At 74.1% G+C, this 26,001-nt stretch carries 22 protein-coding genes and 1 pseudogene; 11 read left to right on the forward strand and 12 right to left on the reverse strand.

All coding sequences use genetic code 11. The features are described from left to right. Positions 1-36: 36 nt before the first annotated feature. Both ACFYUS_RS08155 and ACFYUS_RS08160 read right to left on the reverse strand, forming a co-directional pair. Positions 37-852 (reverse strand): VOC family protein, encoded by an 816-nt coding sequence (locus ACFYUS_RS08155; protein WP_388847139.1) that lies wholly within the window; start codon positions 850-852, stop codon positions 37-39. A 119-nt stretch (positions 853-971) separates the two neighbouring features. Then, positions 972-1,904 carry a MerR family transcriptional regulator gene (locus ACFYUS_RS08160; RefSeq protein ID WP_388847141.1) on the reverse strand — a complete coding sequence of 311 codons (933 nt, stop codon included), beginning with the start codon at positions 1,902-1,904 and terminating at the stop codon, positions 972-974. Positions 1,905-2,056: 152 nt separating this feature from the next. On the opposite strand from ACFYUS_RS08160, the gene ACFYUS_RS08165 reads away from it, so the two are divergent. Beyond that, complete coding sequence (locus ACFYUS_RS08165) at positions 2,057-3,556, forward strand: dienelactone hydrolase family protein (RefSeq protein WP_388847143.1); 1,500 nt, start codon at positions 2,057-2,059, stop codon at positions 3,554-3,556. 52 nt (positions 3,557-3,608) lie between these two features. On the opposite strand, the gene ACFYUS_RS08170 is transcribed toward ACFYUS_RS08165, so the two are convergent. The 5 genes from ACFYUS_RS08170 to ACFYUS_RS08190 are packed head-to-tail and all read right to left on the reverse strand — an operon-like array spanning position 3,609 to position 8,842. Then, positions 3,609-4,400: an ABC transporter ATP-binding protein gene (locus ACFYUS_RS08170; protein ID WP_388847145.1), complete on the reverse strand. Its 792-nt coding sequence runs from the start codon at positions 4,398-4,400 to the stop codon at positions 3,609-3,611. Further along, positions 4,397-5,383, reverse strand: coding sequence for an ABC transporter ATP-binding protein (locus ACFYUS_RS08175; protein ID WP_388847147.1), 987 nt, complete (start codon positions 5,381-5,383; stop codon positions 4,397-4,399). Before ACFYUS_RS08175 ends, ACFYUS_RS08170 begins: the two co-directional genes overlap by 4 nt. Positions 5,384-5,388: 5 nt before the next feature. After that, complete coding sequence (locus tag ACFYUS_RS08180) at positions 5,389-6,258, reverse strand: ABC transporter permease (protein ID WP_388847149.1); 870 nt, start codon at positions 6,256-6,258, stop codon at positions 5,389-5,391. Further along, complete coding sequence (locus ACFYUS_RS08185; protein ID WP_388847151.1) at positions 6,255-7,208, reverse strand: ABC transporter permease; 954 nt, start codon at positions 7,206-7,208, stop codon at positions 6,255-6,257. Before ACFYUS_RS08185 ends, ACFYUS_RS08180 begins: the two co-directional genes overlap by 4 nt. Beyond that, positions 7,205-8,842 (reverse strand): ABC transporter substrate-binding protein, encoded by a 1,638-nt coding sequence (locus ACFYUS_RS08190; protein ID WP_388847153.1) that lies wholly within the window; start codon positions 8,840-8,842, stop codon positions 7,205-7,207. The genes ACFYUS_RS08185 and ACFYUS_RS08190 overlap by 4 nt, the downstream gene beginning before the upstream one ends. Before the next feature lie 146 nt (positions 8,843-8,988). Between ACFYUS_RS08190 and ACFYUS_RS08195 the strand changes: the two genes are divergently transcribed. Beyond that, positions 8,989-10,038 (forward strand): LacI family DNA-binding transcriptional regulator, encoded by a 1,050-nt coding sequence (locus ACFYUS_RS08195; RefSeq protein ID WP_388847155.1) that lies wholly within the window; start codon positions 8,989-8,991, stop codon positions 10,036-10,038. Positions 10,039-10,045: 7 nt separating this feature from the next. Here the strand turns inward: ACFYUS_RS08195 and ACFYUS_RS08200 are convergent, their stop codons facing one another. Further along, positions 10,046-11,680 (reverse strand): amidohydrolase, encoded by a 1,635-nt coding sequence (locus ACFYUS_RS08200; RefSeq protein ID WP_388847157.1) that lies wholly within the window; start codon positions 11,678-11,680, stop codon positions 10,046-10,048. 92 nt (positions 11,681-11,772) lie between these two features. Here ACFYUS_RS08200 and ACFYUS_RS08205 point away from each other — a divergent pair, with 92 nt between their 5' ends. After that, entirely contained in the window at positions 11,773-12,483 is a 711-nt protein-coding gene (locus tag ACFYUS_RS08205) for a helix-turn-helix domain-containing protein (protein WP_388847159.1), read from the forward strand. Positions 12,484-12,707: 224 nt separating this feature from the next. After that, a pseudogene (locus ACFYUS_RS08210) lies at positions 12,708-12,905 on the forward strand (MarR family winged helix-turn-helix transcriptional regulator); the annotation flags it as partial. Positions 12,906-13,232: 327 nt separating this feature from the next. On the opposite strand, the gene ACFYUS_RS08215 reads toward ACFYUS_RS08210, so the two are convergent. Together ACFYUS_RS08215 and ACFYUS_RS08220 are read right to left on the reverse strand one after the other, a co-directional pair. Continuing rightward, positions 13,233-15,014: a hypothetical protein gene (locus ACFYUS_RS08215; protein WP_388847161.1), complete on the reverse strand. Its 1,782-nt coding sequence runs from the start codon at positions 15,012-15,014 to the stop codon at positions 13,233-13,235. A 339-nt stretch (positions 15,015-15,353) separates the two neighbouring features. Continuing rightward, positions 15,354-17,075 carry an IclR family transcriptional regulator C-terminal domain-containing protein gene (locus ACFYUS_RS08220; RefSeq protein ID WP_388847163.1) on the reverse strand — a complete coding sequence of 574 codons (1,722 nt, stop codon included), beginning with the start codon at positions 17,073-17,075 and terminating at the stop codon, positions 15,354-15,356. A 179-nt stretch (positions 17,076-17,254) separates the two neighbouring features. Between ACFYUS_RS08220 and ACFYUS_RS08225 the strand changes: the two genes are divergently transcribed. Genes ACFYUS_RS08225 through ACFYUS_RS08255 form a run of 7 tightly spaced genes read left to right on the forward strand, consistent with a single transcriptional unit; the run spans position 17,255 to position 23,926 of the window. Then, positions 17,255-18,013: a CoA transferase subunit A gene (locus ACFYUS_RS08225; protein ID WP_388847165.1), complete on the forward strand. Its 759-nt coding sequence runs from the start codon at positions 17,255-17,257 to the stop codon at positions 18,011-18,013. Beyond that, positions 18,010-18,651: a CoA transferase subunit B gene (locus ACFYUS_RS08230; protein ID WP_388847167.1), complete on the forward strand. Its 642-nt coding sequence runs from the start codon at positions 18,010-18,012 to the stop codon at positions 18,649-18,651. Before ACFYUS_RS08225 ends, ACFYUS_RS08230 begins: the two co-directional genes overlap by 4 nt. Then, positions 18,648-19,400 (forward strand): protocatechuate 3,4-dioxygenase subunit beta, encoded by a 753-nt coding sequence (gene pcaH / locus ACFYUS_RS08235; protein WP_388847169.1) that lies wholly within the window; start codon positions 18,648-18,650, stop codon positions 19,398-19,400. The genes ACFYUS_RS08230 and pcaH overlap by 4 nt, the downstream gene beginning before the upstream one ends. Then, on the forward strand, positions 19,397-19,972 hold the full coding sequence (gene pcaG / locus ACFYUS_RS08240; RefSeq protein WP_388847171.1) for a protocatechuate 3,4-dioxygenase subunit alpha: 576 nt from the start codon (positions 19,397-19,399) through the stop codon (positions 19,970-19,972). The genes pcaH and pcaG overlap by 4 nt, the downstream gene beginning before the upstream one ends. Further along, complete coding sequence (pcaB, locus tag ACFYUS_RS08245; RefSeq protein WP_388847173.1) at positions 19,959-21,350, forward strand: 3-carboxy-cis,cis-muconate cycloisomerase; 1,392 nt, start codon at positions 19,959-19,961, stop codon at positions 21,348-21,350. The genes pcaG and pcaB overlap by 14 nt, the downstream gene beginning before the upstream one ends. After that, positions 21,347-22,720: a 3-oxoadipate enol-lactonase gene (pcaD, locus tag ACFYUS_RS08250; RefSeq protein ID WP_388847175.1), complete on the forward strand. Its 1,374-nt coding sequence runs from the start codon at positions 21,347-21,349 to the stop codon at positions 22,718-22,720. The genes pcaB and pcaD overlap by 4 nt, the downstream gene beginning before the upstream one ends. 18 nt (positions 22,721-22,738) lie before the next feature. Further along, positions 22,739-23,926 carry a 4-hydroxybenzoate 3-monooxygenase gene (locus ACFYUS_RS08255; protein WP_388847177.1) on the forward strand — a complete coding sequence of 396 codons (1,188 nt, stop codon included), beginning with the start codon at positions 22,739-22,741 and terminating at the stop codon, positions 23,924-23,926. Positions 23,927-23,992: 66 nt separating this feature from the next. Here the strand turns inward: ACFYUS_RS08255 and ACFYUS_RS08260 are convergent, their stop codons facing one another. Next, positions 23,993-24,448, reverse strand: coding sequence for a MaoC family dehydratase (locus ACFYUS_RS08260; protein ID WP_086823628.1), 456 nt, complete (start codon positions 24,446-24,448; stop codon positions 23,993-23,995). 24 nt (positions 24,449-24,472) lie between these two features. After that, a complete protein-coding gene (locus tag ACFYUS_RS08265) occupies positions 24,473-25,993 on the reverse strand; it encodes a long-chain fatty acid--CoA ligase (protein WP_388847179.1) in 1,521 nt (506 codons plus the stop codon). Between the last annotated feature and the right edge of the window lie 8 nt (positions 25,994-26,001).

Here is a 26,001-nt window from a genome sequence, read left to right on the forward strand (position 1 = left end):
GAAGCCGGTCGGGCGGGGCCGGTCCGGCGGGGCTGGTCAGCCCTCCTCCTCCACGGTGAACAGCGCCCCCTCCGGGTCCCGGACCACCACCCGGCGCTCCTCGTCGCCCTCCGAGGGCCGCACCCCGGCCCACTCGCCGCCCGGCACGACCGAGCCGCCGTGCGCCTCGACCGCCGCCCGCGCCGCCGCCAGATCGCGCACCCGGAAGCGGACCAGCCAGCGCGGGCGCAACTGCGGCCGGGAAGAGGCGGATTCGACCGGACCGCTGTCGAGCCGGGCCACGGGCTCGCCGTCCCGGCGCAGCACCACCCCGTCGTGCTCGTACGACACCTCACTGCCGCCCGGACTCCCGTCCGCCCACCGGAGCACCCCGCCGTAGAACACGGCCGCGTCGAACGCGTTGCGGGTGTGCAGCTCCAGCCAGGCCGGGGCCTGCCGCTCCCCGACGTGCCAGCGCGAGATCAGGCGCCCCTCCCACACGCCGAACACCGCGCCCTCCAGATCCGTCGCCAGCGCCGCCCGGCCCCGGGGCGGATACGCCATCGGCCCCACCCCGACCGTGCCGCCGCGCTCCCGGATCCGCGCCACCGCCGCGTCGGCGTCCTCGACGGCGAAGAACACCGTCCAGGCCACCGGCACCGCCGGCTCGACGGCCACCGCCGTGATCCCGCCCACCGGCACCCCGTCCCGGTCACCCACCACATACGCGTCGCCGAGGGCGCCCCGCCGGAACGTCCACCCGAGCACGGCCCCGTAGAAGCGCTGCGCCGCCTCCAGATCGTGCGCGGACAGATTCAGCCAGCAGGGCGCTCCCATCACGTCCCCGGTCGTCGGCCCCGACACCGGCACCACCTCCTCGTCGTCCTGAGTCCGTGCGCCCCTTCCCCGCCCGGCCGCCCCGCAAGCGCGCCCTCACCCGCGTGCCGCCGAACGCCACCCGCCCGGGCGCGCCGACCCGCCCGGCGGACGGGTCAGGCGGCCGGGCCGTACACCTGGGTCCGGAGGGCCACCGAGAGGTGATGGTGCAGGAGGCCGAGGACCGGCTGGTCCGGGGCGAACAGGCCGGTGGCGAGCTTCCAGTAGCGGGGGAGCACGGGACCGTCGTCGAGGGCGAGCAGACCGACGAGCCGCCGCCGGAAGGCCGGCGTGTCCGGTTCGCCGCGCGCGTGGGCGTAGGCGGAGACGAAACAGTCCAGGGCCCCGCCGTCCTGCGGCGCCCGCCCGGCCAGCACCTGGGCCGAGGCCAGGCCGTACGCCTCGGCGAGCCCCTCGTACAGCACGGCCGGCCGGTACTCGCCGTCCGGGAGCGGCGGCGCGGGCCGGAACTCCGGCCGTTCGAGCCGCGGATCGGTGACGAGCGCGTGCAGCCGGGCGAACGCGAGCACCTGCTCGGGGCCCGGCTCGTCCGGCGGCGCGGGCACCACCGCGTCGAGGACCGAGGACACCACCGGCCGCGGCAGCCGCGCCGGCAGGACCCGGCGCCAGAACCGGACCAGGGCGTCCGTGTCCGGCGGTGCGGGCAGCGCGCCGAGCAGCCGAAGCCGTTCCGTGCGCTCCCCGGCCGCGCACTCCTGGAGCAGCCGCAGCGACGCCTCCTTCCAGCGCAGCGCCGTCAACCGGGAGCCCACGTCCCGCAGTCGCTCCGCGACGGCCTCCTCGAGGACGTCCTCGGCCCCGTCCCGGTCGAGCACCCGCTCCACCTCGGGGACCGGCAGATCGAGGGCGCGCAGGGACCGGATGAACCGCAGCCGGTCGAGCGCCTCGGCCCCGTACCTCCGATGTCCCCCGGAGCTGCGGCCCGCCTCGGGCAGCAGACCGCGGTCGGAGTAGAACCGCACGGTCTTGACGGTCACCCCCGCCCGCGCGGCCAGCTCCCCGATGCTCCACAGACCGTCGGACGACACGAGGTGAACCTCTTTCAGCGGAACCCGACCCCCTTCGGACCCCACCATTCTGACCTCCTGCCGGACCGCCCCGGCACGTCCCTTGAATCTCCCGCAGGGGGAGTTCCTAGCGTGACCGCGAGACATCCCCGAGGAACGACGAGGAGACGGTCATGACGGCGTTCGTGCTGGTGCCGGACACCTTCACCGGTGGCTGGGTGTGGGAGGAGACCGCGGCCCGGCTGCGGGCGGCGGGAGCGGAGGCGTACCCGGTGACGCCGGCCGGGATGGGGGAGCGGGGCGACGAGGCCGGTCCGGGGACCGGTCTGGAGACGCACATCGAGGAGCTCGTACGGCTGATCGACGGGATCGAGGCGGCCGAGGTGGTCCTCGTGGGGCACGGGTACGGACTGCACCCGGTGTTCGGCGCCGCCGACCGGCGGCCCGGGCGCGTCGCCCGGATCGTGTCCGTGGACACGGGCCCGCCGGGGGCCGGCGAGGCCGCCGTGCGTTCCGTGCCCGACCCGGAGGTCCGCGAGCTGCTCGCGGCGCGGCCCGACGCGCCGGTCCCGCCGCCCGCGCCCGGCGCCTGGTCGCGCTGGGGCAGCGTCGAGGGGATCCCCGCCGAGGCGCTCGTACGCCTGGAGCGGGAGGCCGCGCCCCAGCCGGCCGGCACGCTCACCGAGCCGCTCCGGCTGACCGGCGCCGCGGCCGCCCTGCCGACCACCGGCGTCCTGTGCGCCGCCAACGGGCAGAGCATCTCCATGGTCGAGATGGCGGTGGCGTCCGGCCCGCCGCAGTTCCGGGTGTTCACCGAGGACCGGTTCCGCTTCTTCGAACTCGCCACCGGGCACTGGCCGATGCTCTCCGCGCCCGGGGAACTCGCCGAGGTGCTGCTCCGCGCGGCGGCCGGCGAGGGCCACCGGGTGACCGCGCCCGAGGACGGGCACGAGCAGCCCTCCCACCTCCTGCCCTTCCTGCTCGACCTGCCGGAGCGGCCGCGCGACCGGATCGGACGGGTCGACCTGCACCTCCCGGACGGCGACGGGCCCCGGCCGGCGATCGTCTTCGTCCACGGCGGCCCCATCGACCCTGACCGGCGGCCCACGCCACGGGATACGCCGTGCTTCCTGGGATACGGCCGCTACGCGGCGGACGTGGGCGTCGTCGGAGTCACCGTGGACCTTCGGCTCCACGGCCTCGCCGACTACCCCCGGGCCGCCCGGGACCTCGCCGAGGCCGTCGAACTGGTCCGCGCCGACCCGCGCGTCGACGGGGACCGGATCGCGCTCTGGTTCTTCTCCACCGGCGGGCTCCTCGCCGCCGACTGGCTCGCCGCGCCCCCGCCGTGGCTGCGGTGCGTCGCGGCGAACTATCCGGCCCTGGCGCCGCTGCCCGGCTGGGAGACGGTCGAATCCCGCTTCCGCCCCGTCGACACCGTGGGCACGGCGGACGGGCCGCCGGTCGTGCTGACCCGCGCCGGTCTGGAGCACGAGGTCCTCGCGGCGACCGTCGAGGAGTTCCTGACCGCCGCGAAGGAGCGCGGGGCCGACGTCGAGGTCATCGACGCGCCGAACGGCCGTCACGCCTTCGAACTGGTCGATCCCACCGACGAGTCCCGGGCGGTCCTGGAGCGGTCCATGCGCGCGGTCCTCGCCCGGCTGGAGGCCTGACCGCGCGTGGGCCGGGGCCGGACGTGCGCGTTCCGGCCCCGGCCCACGCCTCTCATCCTCCTGCCGGGTGCCGCCCGCGGCGGGGCACCGAGTCCAGGAGGAGCCGGGTGTACGGGTGCTCCGGCGCGTCCAGGACCCGCGCGGTCGAACCCGTCTCCACGACCTGCCCGGACTTCAGCACCAGCACCTCGTCCGCGATGTGCCGGACCACCGCCAGGTCGTGGGTCACGAACAGGTAGCCGATGCCCGACTCGCGGCGGATCGTGCCGAGGAGTTCGAGGATCTGCGCCTGGATCGACACGTCGAGCGCGGCGACCGCCTCGTCGAGGACGAGGACCCGGGGCTCCACGGCGAGGGCGCGCGCGATCGCCACGCGCTGGCGCTGCCCGCCGGAGAGCCCCCGGGGCAGGGCCGAGGCCTCGCGCGCGCCGAGGCCGACCTGGTCGAGGAGCTCGGCGACCCGGGTCCGGCGGCCTGCCTGGTCGAGGTCGGTGTGGAGCCGCAGGACCTCGTCCAGGCAGCCGGAGACGGTGATCCGGGGGTCGAGCGACAGATACGGGTCCTGGAAGACCATCTGGATCTCCCGGGCCCTGGCGAGCCGCTCGGCCCGCCCCCTCGGCAGCGCCGAGCGGTCCCGGCCGTCGAGGCGGACCGTGCCGCCGTCGGGGCGCTCCAGTCCGACGAGCATCCGGACCGTGGTCGTCTTGCCGCTGCCGGACTCCCCGACGATGGCGAGGCAGGCACCGGGCGCCAGCGTGAAGGACACGCCGTCGACGGCGGTGTGGTCCCCGTACTGCTTGCGCAGGCCCTCGACGACCAGACCCTCCTTGAGCGCGACGGTCACAGCGTGATCCCTTCTTCGGCACGGTGGCAGGCCGCCAGCCCGTCGCCGTGGGGTACGAGCGCGGGCTTCTCCTCGGCGCAGCGCGGCACCGCGTGGGCGCAGCGCGCGGCGAAGGAGCAGCCGGGCGGCGCCTCGGAGAGGGAGACGGGACGCCCGGGGATGGGCCGGGGGGCCGGCGCGCCCGGTTCGATGCGCGGGGTGCAGGCGAGCAGGCCCGCCGTGTACGGGTGGCGCGGCGCGTCGAACAGGTCGTCCGTGGACCGGGTCTCCACGATCCGGCCCGCGTACATGACGTACACCCGGTCGCAGACGGTGGCGGCCAGTTCGAGGTCGTGGGTGACGAACAGCATGCCCGTGCCCCGCTCGGCCCGCAGCCGGGCCAGGATCGAGATGACCTCGGCCTGGGTGGTGACGTCGAGCGCCGTCGTCGGCTCGTCGGCGACCAGGAGGGCCGGCTCGCTCGCGAGGGCCGCCGCGATGACGACCCGCTGGAGCATGCCGCCCGAGAACTGGTGCGGGTAGCGGCGCAGGGCGCCGCGCGGGTCGCGGATGCCGACCGCGTCGAGGAGTTCCTCGGCGCGGGCGGTCGCCTCGGCGGCGGGCGTCCCGGCCGCGCGCATCCCCTCGGTGAGGAAGTCGCCCACCCGCCGCAGCGGGTTCACGGAGGCGCGCGGGTCCTGGAAGACCATCGAGACCTGCCGGGCCCGCAGCGCGGTCAGCTCGGCGCGGTTCATCGCCAGGACGTCGCGCCCGGCGACCCGGACCTCCCCGTCCGTGCGGGCGCCCGCGGGCAGCAGCCCGAGGACGCTGCGGCAGGCCACGGACTTGCCGGAGCCGGACTCGCCGACCAGGCCGACCGTCTCCCCGGGCCGGACCGTCAGGCTGACCCCGTCCAGGATCGGCCGGGCGGCCCGGTCGCCGGACAGGTGGACGCCGAGTCCCTCGATCTCCAGGACCGGTGCGGTCTCGCTGTGTTCGCGCATGCCGTTCACCGTTCCCGCTTCGCGATCCGGTCGGCGAGCCCCTCGCCGACGATGCCGAACGCCACCACGGCGAGCACGATGCACGCGGAGGGCGCGAGGGCCGGCAGCATCGCCCCCTGGAGGACGGCCGACTGCCCGTCGTTGATCATGGCGCCCCAGTCGGCGGCCGGCGGCTGGACGCCGAAGCCGAGGAAGGACAGCGCCGCCAGGTCCATCAGCGCGTACCCGAAGTTCATCGCGGACTGCGCGAAGACCGTCGGCGCGATGTTGGGCAGCAGATGGCGCACGGACACGGTCCAGCCGGACCAGCCCTGCACCCGGTACGCCTCGATGTACGGCCGGGCCTTCTCCTGCTGGGCGATGCCGCGGACGAGCCGGCCCACGTACGGGGTGTAGGCGACGGACATGGCGATCACGGGCGCGGTGAGTCCCGAGCCGACGACCGACACGAGCAGGATGGCGAGCAGCAGACCGGGGATCGCGAAGATCATGTCCATGGACCGCGAGAGCACCGTGTCCACCCAGCCGCCGCGCCAGGCGGCCACCATGCCGAGGACCGTGCCGAGCAGGGTGGAGACGCCGACGACGAGCAGCGGCCCGAGCAGTCCGGTGCGGGCGCCGTGGAGCAGCCGGGACAGGATGTCCCGGCCCGACTGGTCGGTGCCGAGCAGATGGTCGCCCGTGGTGCCGACGAGGCTCGACGACAGGTCGAGCGCGTCGGGGTCGTACGGGGCGAGGACGGGCGCGAGCAGGGCGACCAGGACGAGCACGGCGAGCACCGCGACCGAGACCGCGAAGAGCGGTCCCTGGCCGAACAGGCGCAGGGCGCGCAGCCCCGGTCTGCGGTACGGCACCGCGGAGGTGGTGGAGGTCATGAGGAGCCTTCCCCGAGGGAGAGACGGGGGTCGATGAGCGGGACGAGCAGGTCGACGACGAGGTTGACCAGGACGAAGGCCGCCACGCTGAGGAGCGTGATCGCCTGCACGACCGTGAAGTCCTTCGCGGAGACCGACTGCACGAGCAGCTGGCCGAGCCCGGGGACGTCGAAGGCGGTCTCGACGATCGAGGTGGAGATGAGGAGGCCGGCGAGCATCGTGCCGCCGACGGTGACGACCGGGCCCAGCGCGTTGCGCAGCACGTGCCGGCGGACCACGGACCGGCCCGCGACGCCCCGGGCCCGCGCCACCTCGACGTGTTCGCGCCCGAGCTCGTCGAGCATCGCCGAACGGGTCACCCGGGCGAGGAGTCCCGCGAAGGACAGCGCCAGGGCGAAGGCCGGCAGGGTCAGCTGGTAGAGCCGCTCGGAGAGCGACGCCGGGGTGCCGCCGCCCGGTCCCGGGAACCAGCCGAGCTGCACCGAGAAGAGCGAGACGAGCGCGATGGCCGTCACGAACGAGGGCGTGGCGGTGGCGACACCGGTGCCGATGAGCACCGCCCGGTCCGGGATGCCGGGGCGCAGCGCGCCGAGGATGCCGGCCGCGATCCCGATCACCGCGACGAGCACGGCGGCGTAGCCGACGAGCAGCAGGGTGCCGGGCAGCCGGGAGCCGATGAGCGAGGCCACGTCCTGGTGGTACTGGGCCGAGCGGCCGAAGTCGCCGCTCAGGACGGAGCCGAGCCACTTCCCGTACTGGGTGATCAGCGGGTCGTCGAGGTGGTGCTCCGCCCGCAGGGCCGCCACGGTGGCGGGGGTCGCGGGGCGGCCGTGCAGGAGGAACGACACCGGGTCGCCGGGGGCCAGGTGGACGGAGCCGAAGACCACGAGCGAGGTCACGAACAGCACCGCCGCCAGGCCGAGGAGCCGTCCGACGAGATAGCGCGTCATCGCTGGGAGGCCCCGATCGTCGCGGCCCACGGGTAGTACAGCTGGGCGATGCCGGTCGGGGCGCCGGTGATCCGCTTGCCGAGGAAGACCGAGAAGGGCGCCTCGTACACGGGGATGATGGGCAGCTCGTCCATGGCGATCTTCTGGAGCTTCGAGGTGAGCTCGGCGCGCTTGGCCGGGTCGGGCTCGGAGTTGGCCCGGTCGAAGGCGACGTCGTACTCGGCGTTCGACCAGCGGCCGTAGTTCCCGAAGTCGCCGGTGCGCAGGTACTGGTAGAACTCCAGCGGGTCGGGCGTGTTGTCGTAGCCGTTGGTGATGACCAGGTCGAGGCCCTCACGGGCGGACGGGTCGACGAAGATGCTGCTGTACGCGTCGGGGGAGACCGGCTTCAGCTTGACGTCGAGGCCGATCTTGCGGCCGGCGTCCTGGACGGCGTTGGCGACGACGCTGATCTCGGGCGCGAGCGAGCTGGTGACGATGGTGACCGTCCGGCCGGTCGCGTGGGCCTCCTCGACGAGCTTCTTCGCGGCCGCGACGTCGTAGACGGGCTCGGGCAGCGTGTCGAAGAGCTCCGCCGTCTTCTGCGGGGCCAGCGCCCAGGCGCCGCGCGCGGCGGGGGCCTTGGCGGGGACGCCGACGCCGCCGGCCGCGGCCTTGATGATGTTCTTCCGGTCGAGCGCCATCGACAGGGCCTTGCGCACCTTGAGGTTGCCGAGCGTGCCGTGGAAGTCGAGGACGGCGAGGTCGGCGGCGGCGGTGTTGGGGCCGAAGAGGAGTGAGCCCTTGCTGCTGGAGCGCAACTGGGCGAAGGAGGACGACGGGACCAGGTAGCCGCCGTCGGCCGTGCCGGAGAGGAAGGCGTTGGAGCGGGCCGCGGCGTCCTCGATGAAGGTGAACTTCACCTTCTCGGACTTGGGGGCGAGCGACTTGTCCCAGTAGGCAGCGTTCTTCTTGAGGGTGATGCTGTCGCCCTGGGCCCAGTTCTCCAGGGAGTACGGGCCGGTGCAGTTCAGCCTGCCCTTGGGGGTGCCGTAGTTCTTGCCCTCCTCGGCGAGCGAGGCGGCGCTCACGACGGTGCCGGGGGAGGCGGCCATCAGCTCGGAGAAGAGGACGTCCTCCTTGCCGAGGCGGATCGTCACCTCCAGGGGGCCGGTCTTCTCGATGGAGTCGACGCTCTTGAAGGAGGAGCCCCAGGGCGAGCCGGTCTTCGGGTCCATCTGGCGCTTGAGGGAGGCGACCACGTCGTCGGCGGTCATGGTGGTGCCGTCGTGGAACTTCACCCCCGGACGCAGGGTGTAGACGAGGGTGCGCGGGTCGGGCTGCGACCACTTCACGGCGAGGCCGGGCACGATCTTCATGTCGGGGGTGACCCGCAGCAGCTGCTCGCACACGTTGGCGAGGACGGTGTTCGGCGGGTAGTCGTACGCGAGGGCGTAGTCGAGCGTGTACGGCTCGGCGTACAGGGACCACGTGAAGGAGTCCAGGGGGCCCTGCGCGGCCGGAGAGGTCGGGCTGACCTTGAAGTCCGCGCCGCCGCCGGCGACGGGCTGCTTCGTGGCGCCGGAACAGGCGGACGTGGTGGCCGCGAGGGCGGCGGTACAGACGAGGAGCGCGAGGGCTCTGGGCATGCGCATGGGGAGGGACCCACCCCTTTACAGGTGTAGTGACGGGCTCGGGGGGATGGAGCGAGTATTGGTGCGGGAACGTTCCCGCACAAGACCTGCAGACGACTTTGCGGGAACGGTTTTGCAGAGCTCACGAGGGTGGCAGCATCAGTTTCATGACCGAAGCTCAACGGCACGGCGGGCAGCCCTCGCCGCCCATCCCGCGCGTCCGCCTGGTCGACGTGGCCCGCGAGGCGGGCCTGTCCAAGACGACCGTCTCGGCGGCGCTCAACGGCACCGGAAGGCTCTCCCCCGAGGTACGGGAGAGGGCCCGCGAGACCGCGCGCAGAATGGGCTACCGGCCCAACGCCACCGCGCGCCAGCTGCGCGCGGGACGGGCCCGGCTGATCGGATACGTGGTCGGCGAGTTCGCCGCCACTCCCTGGACCTTTCTCGAGTCGCCTTATTACGCCCGGCTGACCGGTGCCACCGCGGCCACCGCGCTGCGCCGCGGCTACGCCGTGGTGCTGCTGCCCGCCGGCTCCCTGCAGAGCGAGTGGGCCGATCTTTCCCTCGACGCCGTGGTCGTCGCCGACCCCGTCGCCGACGACCCGGTCGTCGAGAGCCTCCTCGCCGCCGGCATCCCGGTCTTCACGGACCGGTCCGTCGAGGGACTGCCCGGCGCGTACTGGGTGGACGTCGACGCGGGCGGCGCCGTCCGCGAGGCCCTCGACCACCTCCTGGAGCAGGGGGCCCGCAGGCCCGTCCTCGTGGTGCCGGACAGCGCCACCCGCTTCCACGCCGGGGTGTTCGCCGCCCACCGGGAGTGGTGCGCGGACCACGGCCTGCCGGTACGGGTGGTACGGGTCGGGGAGTCCGGCAACGGCCCGGTGGTGCGGGCCGTCGAGACCGCCCTGACCGCCGAGGGGCCGGAGCGCCCCGACGCCCTCCTGGTCGTGGCCGAGGCGAGCCCGCCCCTCGTCCTGGAGGCGGCGCGCCGCCTCGGGTACGAGGTCCCGGACGACCTGCTGGTCGTCCTGGTCAGCGAGGACGCCACGGCCCCGCACACCGAGCCGCCCGTGACCACCCTGAGCCTGCGGCCCGAGGCGGTCGCGGAGGCCGGCGTCGAGCACCTCGTGGCGGTCCTGGAGCACGGCCGCCACGAGCCCGCCGGGACGCTCGTGCCGACGCGTCTGGACGTGCGGGGCTCGTCGCTCCGCGGGTGAGGCCGGGTCAGGCCGAGTGGACCAGCCGTCCGCCGACGTACGTCCGCTCGACCCGGGCCTCGTGGATCTCCTCCGGCGGGGCGGTGAGGATGTCGCGGTCCAGGACGACCAGGTCGGCCAGGTGGCCGGGGCGCAGGCTGCCGGTGTCGTCGAGCCCGTTCACGTGCGCGGTGCCCGCGGTGTAGGCGGCGAGCGCCGTGCTGAGGTCGATGCGCTCCTCGGCGTAGAAGATCCGGTCGTCGGTGGCCTCCGGGTCGCGGCGGTTGACCGCGACGTGGATGCCCTCGATCGGGTTCGGGCTGCTGACCGGCCAGTCGCTGCCGGCGGCGAGGGTGGCCCCGGCGCGGACCAGGCTGCCGAAGGGGTACTGCCAGGCGGCGCGTTCGGCACCCAGGAACGGGATGGTCAGCTCGTCCATCTGCGGCTCGTGCGCGGCCCACAGCGGCTGGATGTTGGCGATGGCGCCGAGCCTCGCGAAGCGCGCCAGGTCGTCGGGGTGGACGACCTGGAGGTGGGCGAGGTGGTGCCGGTTGCCGCGGCGCCCGTTGGCGGCGACCGCCGCCTCCACCGCGTCCAGGGCCTCACGGACGCCCCGGTCGCCCAGGGCGTGGAAGTGGACCTGGAAATCGAGGGCGTCCAGCTCGGTCACGTACCCGCGCAGCGCCTCCGGGTCGACGAAGCTGAGACCGCTGTTGGCGGTGGCGCAGCCGCAGCCGTCCAGGTACGGGGTGATCATGGCGGCGGTGAAGTTCTCCGCGATGCCGTCCTGCATGATCTTCACCGAACCGGCGCGGAACCGGCCGTGGGTGAACTTCTCGCGCCGGGCGACCAGTTCGGGGATCTGCTCGGCGCCCCGCTCCCGGTCCCACCAGAGCGCACCGGTCACCCGGGCGGTCAGGGAACCGTCGGTCGCGGCCGTCAGATACGCCTCCGACGGGTCGGACATGCCGCTGAAGGAGCCGAGCAGCGCGTCCTGCCAGGCCGTGATGCCGAGCGAGTGCAGCAGCTTCTGGGCCCGCAGCAGACCGGCGAGCCGCTCCTCGGCGGTCGTCTCCGGCACCAGCCGGCCGACGAGACCGATCGCGCCCTCCTGGAGCATGCCGCTCGGGGAGCCGTCCGCCTCCCGCTCGATCCGCCCGTCGGCGGGGTCGGGGGTGTCGGCGCCGATTCCGGCCAGCTCCAGCGCCCGGGAGTTGGCCCAGGCGCCGTGGTGGTCCCGGTTCGACAGCAGGACCGGCCGGTCGGGGACGACGGAGTCGAGCAGCTGCCGGGTGGGCATTCCGCCCTCGAAGCTCTCCATCGACCAGCCGCCGCCGGTGATCCAGGTCTTCTCCGGGTGGGTGTCCGCGTACTCGCGGATCCGCGCCAGGTAGTCGGCCACGCCGACCGTGCCGGTCAGATCGCACTCGGCGAGCTCCTTGCCGCCGGAGACGGCGTGGATGTGCGCGTCCTGGAACCCCGGGAGCAGCAGCTTCCCCGTCAGGTCGACGACCTCCGTGGCGGGCCCGATGAGGTCCCGCACCTCGTCGTGGCCGACGGCCACGATCCGCTCGCCGACGACGGCGAGCGAGGTCGCCCGGGTGCGGGCCGGGTCCGCCGTGAAGACGGGACCGCGGGTGAAGACCAGATCGGCCGTGGTCATGGGCGCTCCAGAACAAGTGGTGTCGGTTGGTGGGCGCCATGCAAGCGGGCGGGCCGTTTACACGTCAATGGCGTTGACGTAAGGTTCCGGCCATGTCCGAACGCGTGGTCCCCGAAGGCAGCCGGCAGCGTCGCCGCCCCACCAAGCAGGGCGCCGTCCTCTCGGAGCGGCTCATCGTCGACACCGCACTGCGCCTGATCGCCCAGCACGGCGCGGAAGCCCTCTCGGTACGGAGGCTGGGCGCCGCGCTCGGCGCCGACCCCACCGCCCTCTACCGCTACTTCCGGAACACGGACGCCCTGCTCCTGGCCGTCGCCGACGAGATGATCGGCCGCGCGCAGGAAGGCTGGACGGCCACCGGCGACTGGCGGACCGACCTCCGCGACCTGGGCCTGCGCATCCACGGCTGCTACCAGGCCTATCCGCAGGCGGCGGCCCTCGCGGCCCACCGCACCACCGGACGGCCGTACGAGACCCGGGCCGTCGAGCGCATCCTCGGCGTCCTGCGCTCCGCCGGCTTCCCCGACGCCCTCGCCGTGCGGATCTACCACGCCTTCGTCGACCAGGCCCTCGCCTTCGCCGCCCAGGACGCCGCCGCGCTCGCCCTCCCGCCCGCCGTCCAGGAGAAGGAGGCGGAGGTCTGGCACGCGGTCTACGGCCGGCTCTCGTCCGACACCCACCCGAACATCGCCGCGACCTTCCCCCTCCTCGCCGCCGACATGCGCGACAGCGGCTATCCCTTCGCGCTGGAACTGATGCTGGCGGCGGTGGCGGCCCTGCGGCCGAAGGACCACACCGACTGACCGCGCCCCCTGGGCCGCCGGACGCGTCTTCGGCTGGGCACGGAAGGAGAGGCCCTCCCTCAGGGGGCAGCGCTTCGTCCTCTGGACGGCCGCGCCGCGCCATTCGCCGCCGGGCGCGCGGACCGGGGTGTACGTGGCGCCCCCCCGAGCCGCCGGGGCCGGCGCGCGGCCTTGCGGACCTCGCCGCGAGCGGCATCCACCGCCTCTACCTGAGCGCCGTCCGACTGCACGGCCACTCCGGTGCCCGCGCCGTCGAGCTCGGCGCCACCGACCCGTACGCGCTCGACCTCCTGGACCTCGCCGGGCCCATGCCCCCCGGCGAGCTCGGCGGGCGCACCGGCCTGACCACCGGGCCCACCACCCGGCTCGTCGACCGCCTGGAGAAGGCCGGCTACGTCCGCCGCGCCGCCGCCCCCCACGACCGGCGCAAGGTCATCGTCGAGCCCGACTTCGGCCGGAGCGATTACGGTGGCTGGCGCGTTGCCGGTCGTCCCTTCGCGGGACCTGGCCGCAGTCGGCGCAGGCGAGGGTCCGCATCGGTCCGCGGTGGGCCCGGTGTGGCCTTCTTCCGCCGGGCCCGCCGACGCTGGTCGTGGGCGGCCCGGTTGTCCGGGTCGTCGGGCGGGGAGTGCCCGAGCGGCCCGTGCTCGGCCGGCGGTTCCAGGGTGATCGCGCCCGGCTCGACGCGTGCGGCCCGCCCTTGGTGGGGCGGGCCGCACGGCTGGTGCTCTTCGGGGGTGCCGGGTGCTCTAGGAAGGATCGACCCCTTGGGCGTGGGGCGGGTTGCTGTGGGACTCGATGAACTTGCCCTGCTGGATCTCGAGGTTGCTGTTCCTGACGATCATCCCGGTGTCCTTGGTCATCGAGACGCTCGCGTTGCCGAAGGCGACCGCGAGGCCCTGGTCGAAGGTCACCCACTTCTTGAACTCGTTGATCCCGGAGAAGATGATCCGGTCCGGCAGGGTGCTGAGCAGCCGCTGGCCGTCGTGGCTGAGCTTCATGCCGCCGCCGACGGTGAGCTGGCCCTTCACCCGCGCCTCCTTGGTGTGCAGTTCGTCGAGGTCGGCCTTGCCGGCGGTGATGTCGCCCCGGTCGTTGCCGCCGTCGCGGTGGACGCGGATGCCGTTCGGGGGGAAGTCGATCCAGCCGTCACCGGCGCTGCGGCCCTGGACCCACTCGGTGTTGACGCCGGTGACAGCGGCCTTGTCGGCGTGGAGGGTGCCCCAGCTGTCGGTGCCGTCCTTGCGGACGTCGACACCGTCCGGGGCGAAGTCGATCCAGCCCTTCGCGCCGGTGCGGTCGCCGACCCACGGGGTGTTGACGCCTTCCTCCGCGTCGACCCGGGCGGTCGTGAGGACACCCGGAGTGGCGTCGTGGCCGTGGTAGACGTTGACGCCGCGGTCCGGGAAGGTGATCCAGCCGGCGCTGTCGGTGAGTCCCTGGACCACACGGGTGGTGACGTCGTCGGCCGTCACCGTTCCCAGGCCGCCGTCCGGCCGGTGGACCTCCACGCCGTTCGTGGCGAAAGTGACCCGGCCCTTGTTCGCGGTCCCCTCCACCCACGGGGCGCGCACCCCGGTGGTGGCGACCACGGTCTCCACGTCCACCTCGGCCGCCGTGACGGTCCCAGGCGTGTTCGTGTCGTTGTCGACGCGCGCGCCCTGCGGGGTGAAGGTGACCCGGCCCCGGTCCGTCGTCCCCCCGATCCACGGCGCGCGCGCCCCGCTGTCGAATTCGGGGACGGTCGCGTGGACGGTGGTGGTGAGGAAGTACCCCTCCTGCGCCTTCCCGTTGCCGTCGACGGTTCCTGCCACGAGGGTGTAGGTGGTGCCACGCGTCAGGGAACGGCCGGGTGTGTGACGGTGAGGCCCGTACGGTGTCGGGGTGGGCCGTACCGGCGGATCGACGCGCTCCAGGGCCCCGTCCGGATAGCGAATCCAGTACGTGAGGCTGTCCGGCCCCTCCCAGCGCAGGACGACGTTCTGGCCCGCGTCCACCATGGAGTGATCCGCGCGGAAGTTCTGCGGGACCTGCGGCGTCTGCTTCACCAGCCCGAGCGTGGTGCCGTAGTAGACCCCCGGCACCGTATACGGCAGCGCGTTGCCGTCGCCGCCGTAGGCGATCTCGTGGATCGACACGACGGCCAGGCCCGCCTGATCGGAAACAGGGATGTTCTCCAGCTTCAGGATCAAGTGCCCCTGTCCCGGCAGCGTCATGTCCTGCCCCGAGGGGGCCGCGGCCCGGTAGCGGCCCCCGCCCCCGGGGTGCGGAGTGAAGTGCGGTGCTTCCTCGCCGGGCAGCGGCTGGTAGCTCCTGGTGGGGATGCTCGCGGTGATCGCTGCGGCGTCGTCCGTCAGGTCGCCGCTGCCGCTGCCGATCGGAATCAGCACATCGATGTGCTGCCATTTCACATTGGCCAGGTGCGGGTTGGAGACGATCACGTACACCGTCCCCGCCGATGGCGCCCCGGGACGCGAGACCTGGAGCGATGTCGGATCCGTGAGGACCTCGTAGTGCAGCAGTGACGGCACGGTGGATTCTCCCTACCTCGGCGGTGCACACGATGCGGGCAGAAGACGCGTGGTGGAGGCGCGGGTGGTGCCGGTTCCGTTCAGATCCTCGGGGCCACGGGCCCCGCCCGGGGACCGCCGCCAACACACCCGTCGACAGTAAGCAGCCTCATCCCTTCGCATCCCGCGATCCTCCGGCTTTGTCCCGAATTGACTCCCTCCTGACCGGAACCGCACCGCAGCCACACCATGAACGAGCCCAGGTCCTGTGCCGCCTCCGGCCGCTGCCGTCTCGAGCGACACCTCCCGAGAACCCGGCGGAACGATTGCCCACGACGGGGGTGGCGAAAGCGCGGCCCGTCAGGCCGGGGTCACCCGGGTGAAGCGGCCCACGGCGGCGAGGTCCGCGCTGATCAGGGCCGCCGTCTCGCGCAGGGCCGGCAGGAGCGTGGCGAGGCTCTCCTCCGGGGTGGCCCGGCCCGCGTGCAGGGCGACGTTGACCGCGCCGACCACGTGGCCCGTGCCGTCCGTGACGGGCACGGCGAGCGAGCGGAGCCCCTCCTCCAGTTCCTGTTCCACCCAGCCGTAGCCGCGGGCGGCGGTCGTCGCCACGGCCTCGTCGAGCCCCTCGTGGGTCCTGACCGTGCGCGGGGTGAGCGCCTCCGGGGTGATCCGGCCGAGCCGCGCGGCGCGCTCCGCCTCGGGGAGGGCGGCGAGCAGGACGCGGCCCATGGAGGTCGCGTACGCGGGCAGCCGGGTGCCGACCGTGATGTCGATGTGCATGATGCGGGTGCTGGCGACCCGGGCGACGTACCGGATGTCGTCCCCGTCGAGGACGGCGACGGACGCGGACTCGTGGACGCGCAGGACGAGCGCGACGAGGTGCGGGGTGGCGATCTCCGGCAGGCTCAGGCCGGAGATCCGGGCGTAGCCGAGCTCCAGGACCCGGGGGAGGACGAGGAAGCCGCCGGCCTCCTCCCGTACGTACCCCAGATGGCGCAGGGTGATCAGCGAACGGCGGGCGGTCGCCCGGGGCAGCCCGGTCCGCCGGGCGAGTTCGGAGAGCCGTACGGGACCCCGTACGGAACCGAAGGCGCGCAGGACGTCGAGACCGCGCGCGAGCGACTGGAGGAAACCGGAGCCGAGCTCCTCCTTGAGCCCGCTCCCGGACGGGTCCGCCGGCGCGGCGGGCGCGGCCTCCTCCGTCCCCGGCGCCGCCAGGGCCCGCTCCATCGCCGTGACCGCGCGGCGGAGCGGCGGCAGGGCCTGTTCCGTGAGGGACGCGGCGCTGTGCCGGCTGGTGTGGCTGACGACGCTGACCGCGCAGACCACCGCGCCGTCCGGTCCCCGTACGGGCAGGGCGACGGCGAGCAGCCCCGGCTCGATCAGCTGGTCGTCCACGGCGAATCCGGCCTCGCGGGCCTCCCGCACCCGGTCGAGGAACTCGGCCTCGACCTCGTCGGAGGGGCCGGCCGGCCGGGGCGGCATGGAGGGGAAACCGGTGTCCAGCGGGTCCTTCGTACGCCGCTCCCGCCAGCGCTCGTGGTCCGCCGCGTCCCACCGCGCGGCGAACAGGGCGCCGGGGGCGCACCGCTCGGCCGGCAGGAGGTCCCCGGTGCGGAAGGAGATCGCCATCGCCCGGCGGCGGGTGGCCTGGGCGAGGAAGCGGACGCCGTCGCCGTCCGGGACGGCCACGGACACCGACTCGTCGAGGGCGTCGGCGAGGGCGACGGCGTGCGGGCCGAGGAGTTCCGGCAGCCCGCAGGAGGCCAGATAGGCGTTGCCGAGCTCGGCGGCCCGGGGCGCGAGCAGCAGGTCGCGGCCCTCGGTCCGCAGCAGGCCCAGGCGGACGAGCGTCGTCGTGACCCGGTCGATCGTGGAGCGGGCGAGCCCGGTCGTCCGGGCGAGGTCGCCGGGCCGGTGGCGGACCTCGGGCCCCGCGGCCATGGCGCGGAGCACGGCGAGCCCGCGTTCGAGCGGCCCGACCAGCTCGTCGGGCGCGCCCGCGACTTCGGGTGCGCCCTGGGCCTCGGGTGCGCCCTGGACTTCGGGTGCGTCCTGGGCCTCGGTGGGCTGCGGCATCGTCCGGACTCCTCGGGGCGGCGGCGGTGGGGGAGGGCGTGGGGAAGCGAGGAGAAACCGTACCCGCGCCGTTGACACGGCCCGTGGCGCGGATGGACACTCGCCCCCGCCAAAATTCTGAACTCAAGTTCAGCAGGCGAACACCCGCAGCGTCAATCCCGAGTGAAACGGCTCGTTACATGGACAAAGTGGTCGCCAGTGCCGCCGAAGCGGTGGCGGACATCGCGGACGGCGCCTCACTCGCCGTCGGAGGCTTCGGGCTGAGCGGCGTACCGGACGTACTCATCCGCGCCCTGCACGCCCACGGCCCGGGAGACCTCTCCGTCGTCTCCAACAACTGCGGCGTCGACGGAGGAGGCCTCGGCATCCTGCTCGCCGACGGCCGGATCAGCCGCGTCACCGGCTCCTACATCGGCGACAACAAGGAGTTCGCCCGCCGCTACCTCGGCGGCGAACTGGAGCTGGAACTGACCCCCCAGGGCACCCTGGCCGAACGGCTCCGCGCCGGCGGCTGCGGCATCCCCGCCTTCTTCACCCCGGCGGGCGTCGGCACCCAGGCCGCCGAGGGCGGCCTGCCCTGGCGGTACGCGGTGGACGGCACCGTCTCCGTCGCCTCCCCGCCCAAGGAGACCCGCGAGTACGACGGGCGGACGTACGTCCTCGAACGCGGCATCACCACCGACTTCGCGCTCGTCCGCGCGGCCCGTGGCGACCGCCACGGCAACCTCGTCTTCGCCCGCGCCTCCCGCAACTTCAACCCGCTCGCCGCCATGGCCGGCCGGATCACGATCGCCGAGGTGGAGGAGCTCGTCGAACCGGGCGAGATCGACCCCGACCAGGTCCACCTGCCGGGCGTCTTCGTCCAGCGGGTCCTGGAGCTCACCCCCGCACAGGCCGCCGACAAGGGCATCGAGCGAAGGACGGTACGGACCCGATGAGCTGGACCAGGGACGAGATGGCGGCCCGCGCCGCCCGCGAGCTGACGGACGGCTCGTACGTCAACCTCGGCATCGGGCTGCCCACCCGCGTGCCGAACTTCCTCCCCGAGGGCGTCGACGTCGTCCTCCACTCCGAGAACGGACTCCTCGGCGTCGGCCCCTACCCGTACGAGGACGAGGTCGACCCCGACCTGATCAACGCCGGCAAGGAGACGGTCACCGTCCTGCCCGGCGCCGCGTTCTTCGACTCCGCGCTCTCCTTCGGCATGATCCGCGGCGGCCACATCGACACCGCGATCCTCGGCGCCATGCAGGTCTCCGCCCGCGGCGACCTCGCCAACTGGATGATCCCCGGCCGCATGGTCAAGGGCATGGGCGGCGCCATGGACCTCGTCCACGGAGCCCGCCGGGTCGTCGTCCTCATGGAGCACACCGCCAAGGACGGCACCCCCAAGATCGTCGAGGAGTGCTCCCTGCCCCTCACCGGCCGGGGCTGCGTCGACCGGATCATCACCGACCTCGGCGTCCTCGACGTCACCGAGGACGGACTCCGGCTCGTCGAGACCGCGCCCGGCGTCACCCCCGACGACCTCGCCCGCCTGACGGCGGCCCACGTGAAGGTGGACGTCCCCTCATGATCCCGACCCAGCAGGACATCTCGAAGGAGATCGACGACCGGCGCGAGGAGCACCGCCGCGCCGGCGAGACCCGGAACCACCCGGCGCGCGACTACCCGCCGTACCGCAGCAGCGCCCTCCGCCACCCGCAGCGGCCCCTGGTCCCCGTCCACGACCCCGAGGCCGTCGAGCTCTCCGGACCGGTCTTCGGCACCACCGACGTCACCGCGCTCGACGCCGACCTCACCCGCGGCGCCGCGGGCGAACCCATCGGCGAGCGGATGACCGTCACCGGACGCATCCTCGACCGCGACGGCCGCCCCGTGCGGGGCCAGCTCGTCGAGGTCTGGCAGGCCAACGCCGCCGGCCGCTACGCCCACCAGCTCGACCAGCACCCGGCCCCGCTCGACCCCCACTTCACCGGCGCCGGCCGCTGCCTGACCGACGACGACGGCACGTACCGCTTCACCACGATCCGCCCCGGCGCCTACCCCTGGCGCAACCACACCAACGCCTGGCGCCCCGCGCACATCCACTTCTCGCTCTTCGGCAGCGCGTTCACCCAGCGGCTCGTCACCCAGATGTACTTCCCCGGCGACCCGCTCTTCGCCTACGACCCCATCCTCCAGTCGGTCACCGACGACGCCGCCCGCGCCCGGCTCGTCGCCGCCTACGACCACGACCTCACCACCCCCGAACACGCCCTCGGCTACCGCTGGGACATCGTCCTCGACGGCCCCGCCGCGACCTGGATCGAGGAAGGCCGATGACCGCGAAGCCCACCCCCGTGCTCCCCACCCCCGCCCAGACCGTCGGCCCCTTCTACGGGTACGCGCTGCCCTTTCCCGGCGGCCCCGACATCGCCCCCGCCGGACACCCCGACACCCTCACCGTCCACGGCCACGTGTACGACGGGGCCGGCGCGCCCGTCCCGGACGCGCTGCTGGAGATCTGGCAGCCCGGCCCCGACGGCGACCGGGCCGGCGCCCCCGGCTCCCTCCGCAAGGACCCCGTCACCGGGGGCCACGCCGGCCGCGACGGCGTCACCTTCACCGGCTTCGGCCGGGTCGCCACCGACGCCGACGGCCGGTGGGCGATACGCACCCTGGCGCCGGCGGGAGCGCCGTACCTCTCCGTCTGCGTCTTCGCCCGCGGTCTCCTGCACCACCTCTTCACCCGGATCTACCTGCCGGGACCGGCCGCCGACGCCGACCCGCTGCTCGCCTCGCTCCCGCCGGAGCGGCGCGCCACCCTGCTCGCGACCGGGACCGGACCCCGGACCCTGCGCTTCGACGTCCGGCTCCAGGGGCCGGAGGAGACGGTGTTCCTTGACTTCCGTTGAGTACGAGGACGGCGGACCGTACGACGTCGGACTCCTCGACCCCGTCCGTGCCGGCACCGACGTCGAGGCGGCCACCGGCGACCGCGCCTTCCTCCGCGCGATGCTCGACGCCGAGGCCGCCCTCACCCGGGCCCAGGCCGCCCTCGGCCAGGCACCCGCCGAGGCGGCCGCCGCCGTCACCGAGGCCGCGTCCCGCAGCGAGCGGTTCGACCCGCGCGCGCTGGCCCTCCGTGCCCCGAGCGGCGGCAACCCGGTCATCCCGCTGGTCGCCGAACTGACCGCCGCCGTACCGCCGGAGGCCGCCCCCTACGTCCACCGGGGCGCGACCAGCCAGGACATCATGGACACGGCCGCGATGCTCGTCGCGTCCCGCGCCCTGCCGCTGATCACCGCCCCGCTGCACCGCGCGGCCGCCGCCCTCGGACGGCTCGCCGCCGACCACCGCGACACGCCCATGGTGGGCCGCACGCTCACCCAGCACGCCGTCCCGACCACCTTCGGGCTCAAGGCGGCGGGCTGGCGCAGCCTCGTCCTCGACGCGGCCGACCGGCTCACCGCCCTCACGGTCCCCGCCCAACTCGGGGGAGCCGCAGGCACCTTGGCCGCCTTCGAGCAGCTGGCCGGCGCGCCCGGCAGCGGCCCCGCCCTCGCGGAGGCGTACGCGCGGGAGCTGGGCCTCGCCGCCCCCGTCCTGCCCTGGCACACCCTGCGCACCCCGGTCGCCGACCTCGGCACCGCGCTCGCCTTCACGGCGGCCGCGCTCGGCAAACCGGCCGCCGACGTGCTGCTCCTCAGCCGCACCGAGACCGGGGAAGTCGCCGAGGGCGAGGGCGGCGGGTCCTCCGCGATGCCCCACAAGAACAACCCCGTCCACGCCACCCTCATCGCCGCGGCCGCCCGCCAGGCACCCGCGCTCGCCGCGGTCCTCCTCGGCTCGCTCACCGCCGAGGACGAACGGCCGGCCGGCGCCTGGCACGCCGAATGGCAGGCCCTCCGCGAACTCCTCCGCCTCGCCGGAGGAGCCGCCCACCACCTGGCCGCGCTCGCCGAAGACCTCCAGGTCCACCCCGCCCGGATGCGGGAGAACCTGCACCTGACCCAGGGCCTGGTGACGAGCGAACGCCTCGCCGCGGAGCTCTCCGCCCTCCTCGGCCGCGCCGCCGCCCGGCGACTCCTCGACACGGCCGCCCAGCGCGCCCTGACGGAACACCGCCGCCTCGCGGACGTCCTGGCCGAGGCCCCGGAACTCACGGACGTGATCACCCCGGACCGCCTCGGCGCCCTCACGGATCCGTCCACCGCGACCGGTGCCGCCCCCCGACTCGTCGACCACGCCCTACGGAGACACCCCTCCGCCGACCGCGAAGGCCCCGCATGACATCCGACCGTACCCAGCCCGTACCGGCGGCCCCCGACACCGCCGCGCCGGCCGATGCCCCCGGCGCGACCGGTGCCACCGGGGCACCCGACCCCGCAGGAGCGACCGCCGTTCCCGAGGCGACCGCCCCCGCCCGGGCGCGTGACGCTGCCGAGGCGCCCGACGCGGCCCGTACTTCCGGAGGGCACCGCGCCCCCGGAGGGCACCGCGCCCCCGTCCTCCATCACCGCGTCGACGGCCCCGCCGATGCCCCCGTCCTCATCCTCGGGCCCTCCCTCGGGACCTCGCTCGCCGTCTGGGACGCGCAGACGGCCGCGCTCGCCCGGCACCACCGGGTGGTCCGCTGGGACCTTCCCGGACACGGCGGCACCCCGGCCGACGTCCTGCCCGACACCGCTCCCGGCGCGGCCACCGTCGCCGACATCGCCGCGCTCGTCCTCGAACTCGCCGATCACCTCGGCGCCGAGCGCTTCGGTTACGCGGGCATCTCCCTCGGCGGCGCCGTCGGCACCCACCTCGCCGTCCACCACCCCGAGCGGGTCACCGGCCTCGCCGTGGTCTGCTCCTCGGCCCGCTTCGGCGCGCCGGAGGGCTGGCGCGAGCGTGCCGCGCTCGTCCGGGACGAGGGCACCGGGCCGCTGGCCGAGGTGATGGCCTCGCGGTGGTTCACACCGGGCTTCGCCTCCACCCGGACCGCCGACCGGCTCCTCGACGACCTGCGCGCGGCCGACCCGGACGGCTACGCGGCCTGCTGCGACGCCCTCGCCGCGTACGACCTGCGCGCGGCACTCGGCGGGATCACCGCCCCGACCCTGGTCGTCGCCGGCCGGGACGACCCGGCCACCCCGCCCGCCCACTCCCGCGAGCTGGCCGACGGCATCCCCGACGCGAACCTCCTCGAACTCGCCGGGGCCGCCCACCTGGCCCCCGCCGAACGGACGCAGGCCGTCCTCACCGCGCTCCTCGGCCACTTCGGCGCCCCCGCCGACGACGGCAGCCGACACGCCCAGGGCATGGCCGTCCGCCGCGCGGTCCTCGGCGACGAGCACGTCGACCGGGCCGTCGCCCGGACGACCGCGCTCACCGCCGACTTCCAGGACTACATCACCCGCTGCGCCTGGGGAGAGATCTGGACCCGCCCGGGACTCGACCGCCGCACCCGCAGCTGCATCACCCTCACCGCCCTGGTCGCCCACGGCCACCTGGAGGAGCTCGCCCTGCACGTCCGGGCCGCGCTGCGCAACGGACTCACCCCCGAGGACATCGGGGAGGTCCTGCTGCACTCCGCCGTCTACTGCGGCGTCCCCGCCGCCAACGCCGCCTTCGCCACGGCCCAGCGCGTCCTCGCCGAAGACGCGACCGCCTCCTGACCTTCCACGGAGCCACGCATGTCCACGTCCCGCACCACCACCGTCGGCATCATCGGAGCCGGCCCCGCCGGCCTCCTCCTCTCCCACCTGCTCCACCGGCAGGGCATCGACAGCGTCGTCCTCGAACTCCGCGACCGCGCGTACGTCGAGCGCCGCCAGCGCGCCGGCATCCTCGAACAGGACACCGTCGACGTGCTGCGCGCCTCCGGCGCCGGCGCCCGGATGGACCGCCAGGGCCTGGAGCACCACGGCATCGAGCTCCGCTTCGACCGCCGCTCCCACCGCATCGACTTCCCGTCCCTGACCGGCGGCCGCTCCGTCATGGTCTACGCCCAGACCGAGGTCGTGAAGGACCTCATCGAACTGCGCCTCAAGGACGGCGGAACCGTCCTCTTCGAGGCCGAGGCCCTCTCCGTGGACGGCGCCGAGACCGACCGCCCCACCATCCGCTACCGCCACGAGGGCGCCGAGGAGACCCTGGAGTGCGCGTACGTCGTCGCCTGCGACGGCTTCCACGGCATCGGCCGCCGCTCCCTCCCCGAGGACCTGCTCAAGGTCGTCGAACGGACGTACCCCTTCTCCTGGCTCGGCATCCTCGCCGACGTCCCGCCCTCCTGCGACGAGCTGATCTACGCCCACCACGAGCGCGGCTTCGCCCTGCACAGCATGCGCTCACCGCAGGTCAGCCGCCTCTACCTCCAGGTCGACCCGGACGACACCGTCGACAACTGGTCCGACGAGCGGATCTGGGACGAGCTCGACACCCGCTTCGCCGTCGACGGCGACTGGACGCTCCGGCGCGGCCCGATCACCGAGAAGAGCATCACCCCGATGCGCAGCTTCGTCGCCGAACCCCTGCGCCACGGACGCCTGTTCCTCGCCGGCGACGCCGCCCACATCGTGCCGCCCACCGGCGCCAAGGGCCTCAACCTCGCCGTCGCCGACGTCACCCTGCTCGCCCAGGCCCTCACCCGCCACCACACGCAGGGGGACGAGACGGCGATCGACGCCTACTCGGAGACCGCGCTGCGCCGGATCTGGCGGGCCGAGCACTTCTCGTACACGATGACCACCCTGCTCCACGCCGACCCCGCCGAGTCCGGCTTCGACCGTGAACTGCGCCTCTCGCACCTGCGCTACCTCGCCGGCTCGGAAGCTGCCTCGGCCTCCCTCGCCGAGAACTACGTCGGATTCAGGACGAACTGACTGGGTGTCGGCAAGCGGAAGGGGGCGGCTGCTCGAAGCAGCCGCCCCCTTCTCGTGCCGGGTGGGTCAGGCGAAGAAGCGGTACACCGCCTGGGCGACGCACGCCGGCTTGGTGACGCCGTCGATCTCCACGGTGAGGTCCACGACGACCTCGACCCCGCCCTTGACGTCCTCCACGGACACCACGCGGCCGTGCGTGCGGATCTTCGAGCCGACGCGCACGGGGGAGGGGAAACGGACCTTGTTCAGGCCGTAGTTGACGGCCATGGACACGCCCTCGACCTGGAGCAGCTCGCTCCACATCGGGATGAGCAGGGAGAGCGTCAGATAGCCGTGGGCGATGGTGCCGCCGAAGGGGCCCGCGGCGGCGCGCTCGGCGTCGACGTGGATCCACTGGTGGTCGTCGGTGGCGTCGGCGAAGGTGTCGACGCGCGGCTGGGCGATCTCGACCCAGGAGCTGTGGCCGAGGTCGGCCCCTGCCTGGGCCTTGATCTCGTCGATGCCGTGGACGGTGAGAGCCATGGTGGTACTCCTCGGGGAACGGTGTCAGTTGTCGGTGCCGTAGAGCGCCCGGATGGGGGCCTTGAGCAGCTTTCCGGCGGCGTTGCGGGGGAGTTCGGGAACGAGGACGACGCTCCGCGGGATCTTGTAGCGGGCGAGCCGGCCCTCCAGGTGGACGATCAGCTCCGCTTCGGTGACGGTCGCGCCCTCGCGGGTGACGACGACGGCCCGTCCCACCTCGCCCCAGCGGGCGTCGGGCACGCCGATGACGGCCGCCTCGGCGACGTCCGGGTGCCCGAGCAGGGCGTCCTCGACCTCGGCGGGGTAGATGTTCTCCCCGCCCGAGATGATCATGTCCTTGAGGCGGTCGACGAGCCGGACGTAGCCGTCCTCGTCGACGGTGGCCACGTCGCCCGACCGGAAGCGCCCTCCGTCGCGGAAGGCCGCGGCGGTCGCCTCCGGGAGGTTCCAGTAGCCCGGGGTGACGTTCGGCCCCGAGACGACGACCTCGCCCTTCTCGCCGGGCGCCGCCTCCTCTCCGGACGGCAGCACCACCCGTACGTCGGTGAAGAAGTGCGGGACGCCCGCCGAACCGGCCCGGCTCAGCGAGTCCGCCCGGTCCAGGATGAGGGCGCCCGGCGCGGTCTCCGTCATGCCGTACCCCTGGACGAAGGCGAGCCCCCGGTCGACATAGGCGGAGGCGGTGCGGCTGGGCACCGGGGCGCCGCCGCAGAGCAGGGTGCGCAGACTGGTCAGGTCCGCGTCCGCCCAGCCGGGGGCCGCCGCCATCGCGTCGTACATCGTCGGCACGCCGAACATGCAGGTCACCCGGTGCTGTTCGATGAGCCGCAGGGTGCGGTCCGGGTCGAAGGAGGACTCCAGGAGGACCGTGCCGCCCTTCAGCAGGGTCGGCAGACAGCTCATGTTGAGCGCCGCCGTGTGGAAGAGCGGCGCGGAGACCAGTGCCACCTCGTCGCCGGCGAGGTCGGTGTCCACGAGGACGTTGAGGCTGTTCCAGACGATGTTGCCGTGGGTGAGGACGGCGCCCTTGGAGCGGCCGGTGGTGCCCGAGGTGTACATGATGAGGCAGACGTCCTCGTGCCCCACCTCCTCGTCGAGCGGCTCCGCCGGGGCGGCCGCGAGCAGCTCCTCGTACGAGCTTCCCGGCCCGCCGTCCACGGCGAGGAGGGTGGCGAGGGCCGCCCCTTCCGCGAGCTCCGTCACCCGCTCGGCCGACTGCCCGGCGTGCACCAGGACGTTGCTGCCGGAGTCGGCCAGTTGGTGCAGCAACTCCGGTACGGCGAGCCGGGTGTTGAGCGGGACGAACACCGCCCCGAGGAGCCCGGTCGCGAAGAGCGTCTCCAGGTACGCCGGGTGGTTGGGGCCGAGATACGCCACCCGGTCGCCGCGCTCGACCCCGACGCCCCGCAGGGCGTGGGCCAACCGGGCGCAGCGGTCGTGGAGTTCGGCGTAGTCGATCGCGCGGCCCTCGTGCAGGAGGGCCGCGCGCCGGGGCGACTTGCGGTCGCGGCGGGCGGGCCAGGAGCCGATGCCCTGGTTGCGCATGGGGTACC

This window comes from Streptomyces sp. NPDC004284 (assembly GCF_042874035.1).
In the GTDB taxonomy this organism is placed as follows: domain Bacteria; phylum Actinomycetota; class Actinomycetes; order Streptomycetales; family Streptomycetaceae; genus Streptomyces.

Coding starts and splice junctions, on each gene's coding strand:
- ACFYUS_RS08175 (WP_388847147.1), bottom strand. CDS start 5,383: ATGCGCGAACACAGCGAGACCGCACCGGTCCTGGAGATCGAGGGACTC.
- ACFYUS_RS08190 (WP_388847153.1), bottom strand. CDS start 8,842: ATGCGCATGCCCAGAGCCCTCGCGCTCCTCGTCTGTACCGCCGCCCTC.
- ACFYUS_RS08195 (WP_388847155.1), top strand. CDS start 8,989: ATGACCGAAGCTCAACGGCACGGCGGGCAGCCCTCGCCGCCCATCCCG.
- pcaD (WP_388847175.1), top strand. CDS start 21,347: ATGACATCCGACCGTACCCAGCCCGTACCGGCGGCCCCCGACACCGCC.
- ACFYUS_RS08205 (WP_388847159.1), top strand. CDS start 11,773: ATGTCCGAACGCGTGGTCCCCGAAGGCAGCCGGCAGCGTCGCCGCCCC.
- ACFYUS_RS08225 (WP_388847165.1), top strand. CDS start 17,255: ATGGACAAAGTGGTCGCCAGTGCCGCCGAAGCGGTGGCGGACATCGCG.
- ACFYUS_RS08180 (WP_388847149.1), bottom strand. CDS start 6,258: ATGACCTCCACCACCTCCGCGGTGCCGTACCGCAGACCGGGGCTGCGC.
- pcaG (WP_388847171.1), top strand. CDS start 19,397: ATGACCGCGAAGCCCACCCCCGTGCTCCCCACCCCCGCCCAGACCGTC.
- ACFYUS_RS08165 (WP_388847143.1), top strand. CDS start 2,057: ATGACGGCGTTCGTGCTGGTGCCGGACACCTTCACCGGTGGCTGGGTG.
- ACFYUS_RS08255 (WP_388847177.1), top strand. CDS start 22,739: ATGTCCACGTCCCGCACCACCACCGTCGGCATCATCGGAGCCGGCCCC.
- ACFYUS_RS08265 (WP_388847179.1), bottom strand. CDS start 25,993: ATGCGCAACCAGGGCATCGGCTCCTGGCCCGCCCGCCGCGACCGCAAG.
- ACFYUS_RS08260 (WP_086823628.1), bottom strand. CDS start 24,448: ATGGCTCTCACCGTCCACGGCATCGACGAGATCAAGGCCCAGGCAGGG.
- ACFYUS_RS08220 (WP_388847163.1), bottom strand. CDS start 17,075: ATGCCGCAGCCCACCGAGGCCCAGGACGCACCCGAAGTCCAGGGCGCA.
- pcaH (WP_388847169.1), top strand. CDS start 18,648: ATGATCCCGACCCAGCAGGACATCTCGAAGGAGATCGACGACCGGCGC.
- ACFYUS_RS08185 (WP_388847151.1), bottom strand. CDS start 7,208: ATGACGCGCTATCTCGTCGGACGGCTCCTCGGCCTGGCGGCGGTGCTG.
- ACFYUS_RS08230 (WP_388847167.1), top strand. CDS start 18,010: ATGAGCTGGACCAGGGACGAGATGGCGGCCCGCGCCGCCCGCGAGCTG.
- ACFYUS_RS08200 (WP_388847157.1), bottom strand. CDS start 11,680: ATGACCACGGCCGATCTGGTCTTCACCCGCGGTCCCGTCTTCACGGCG.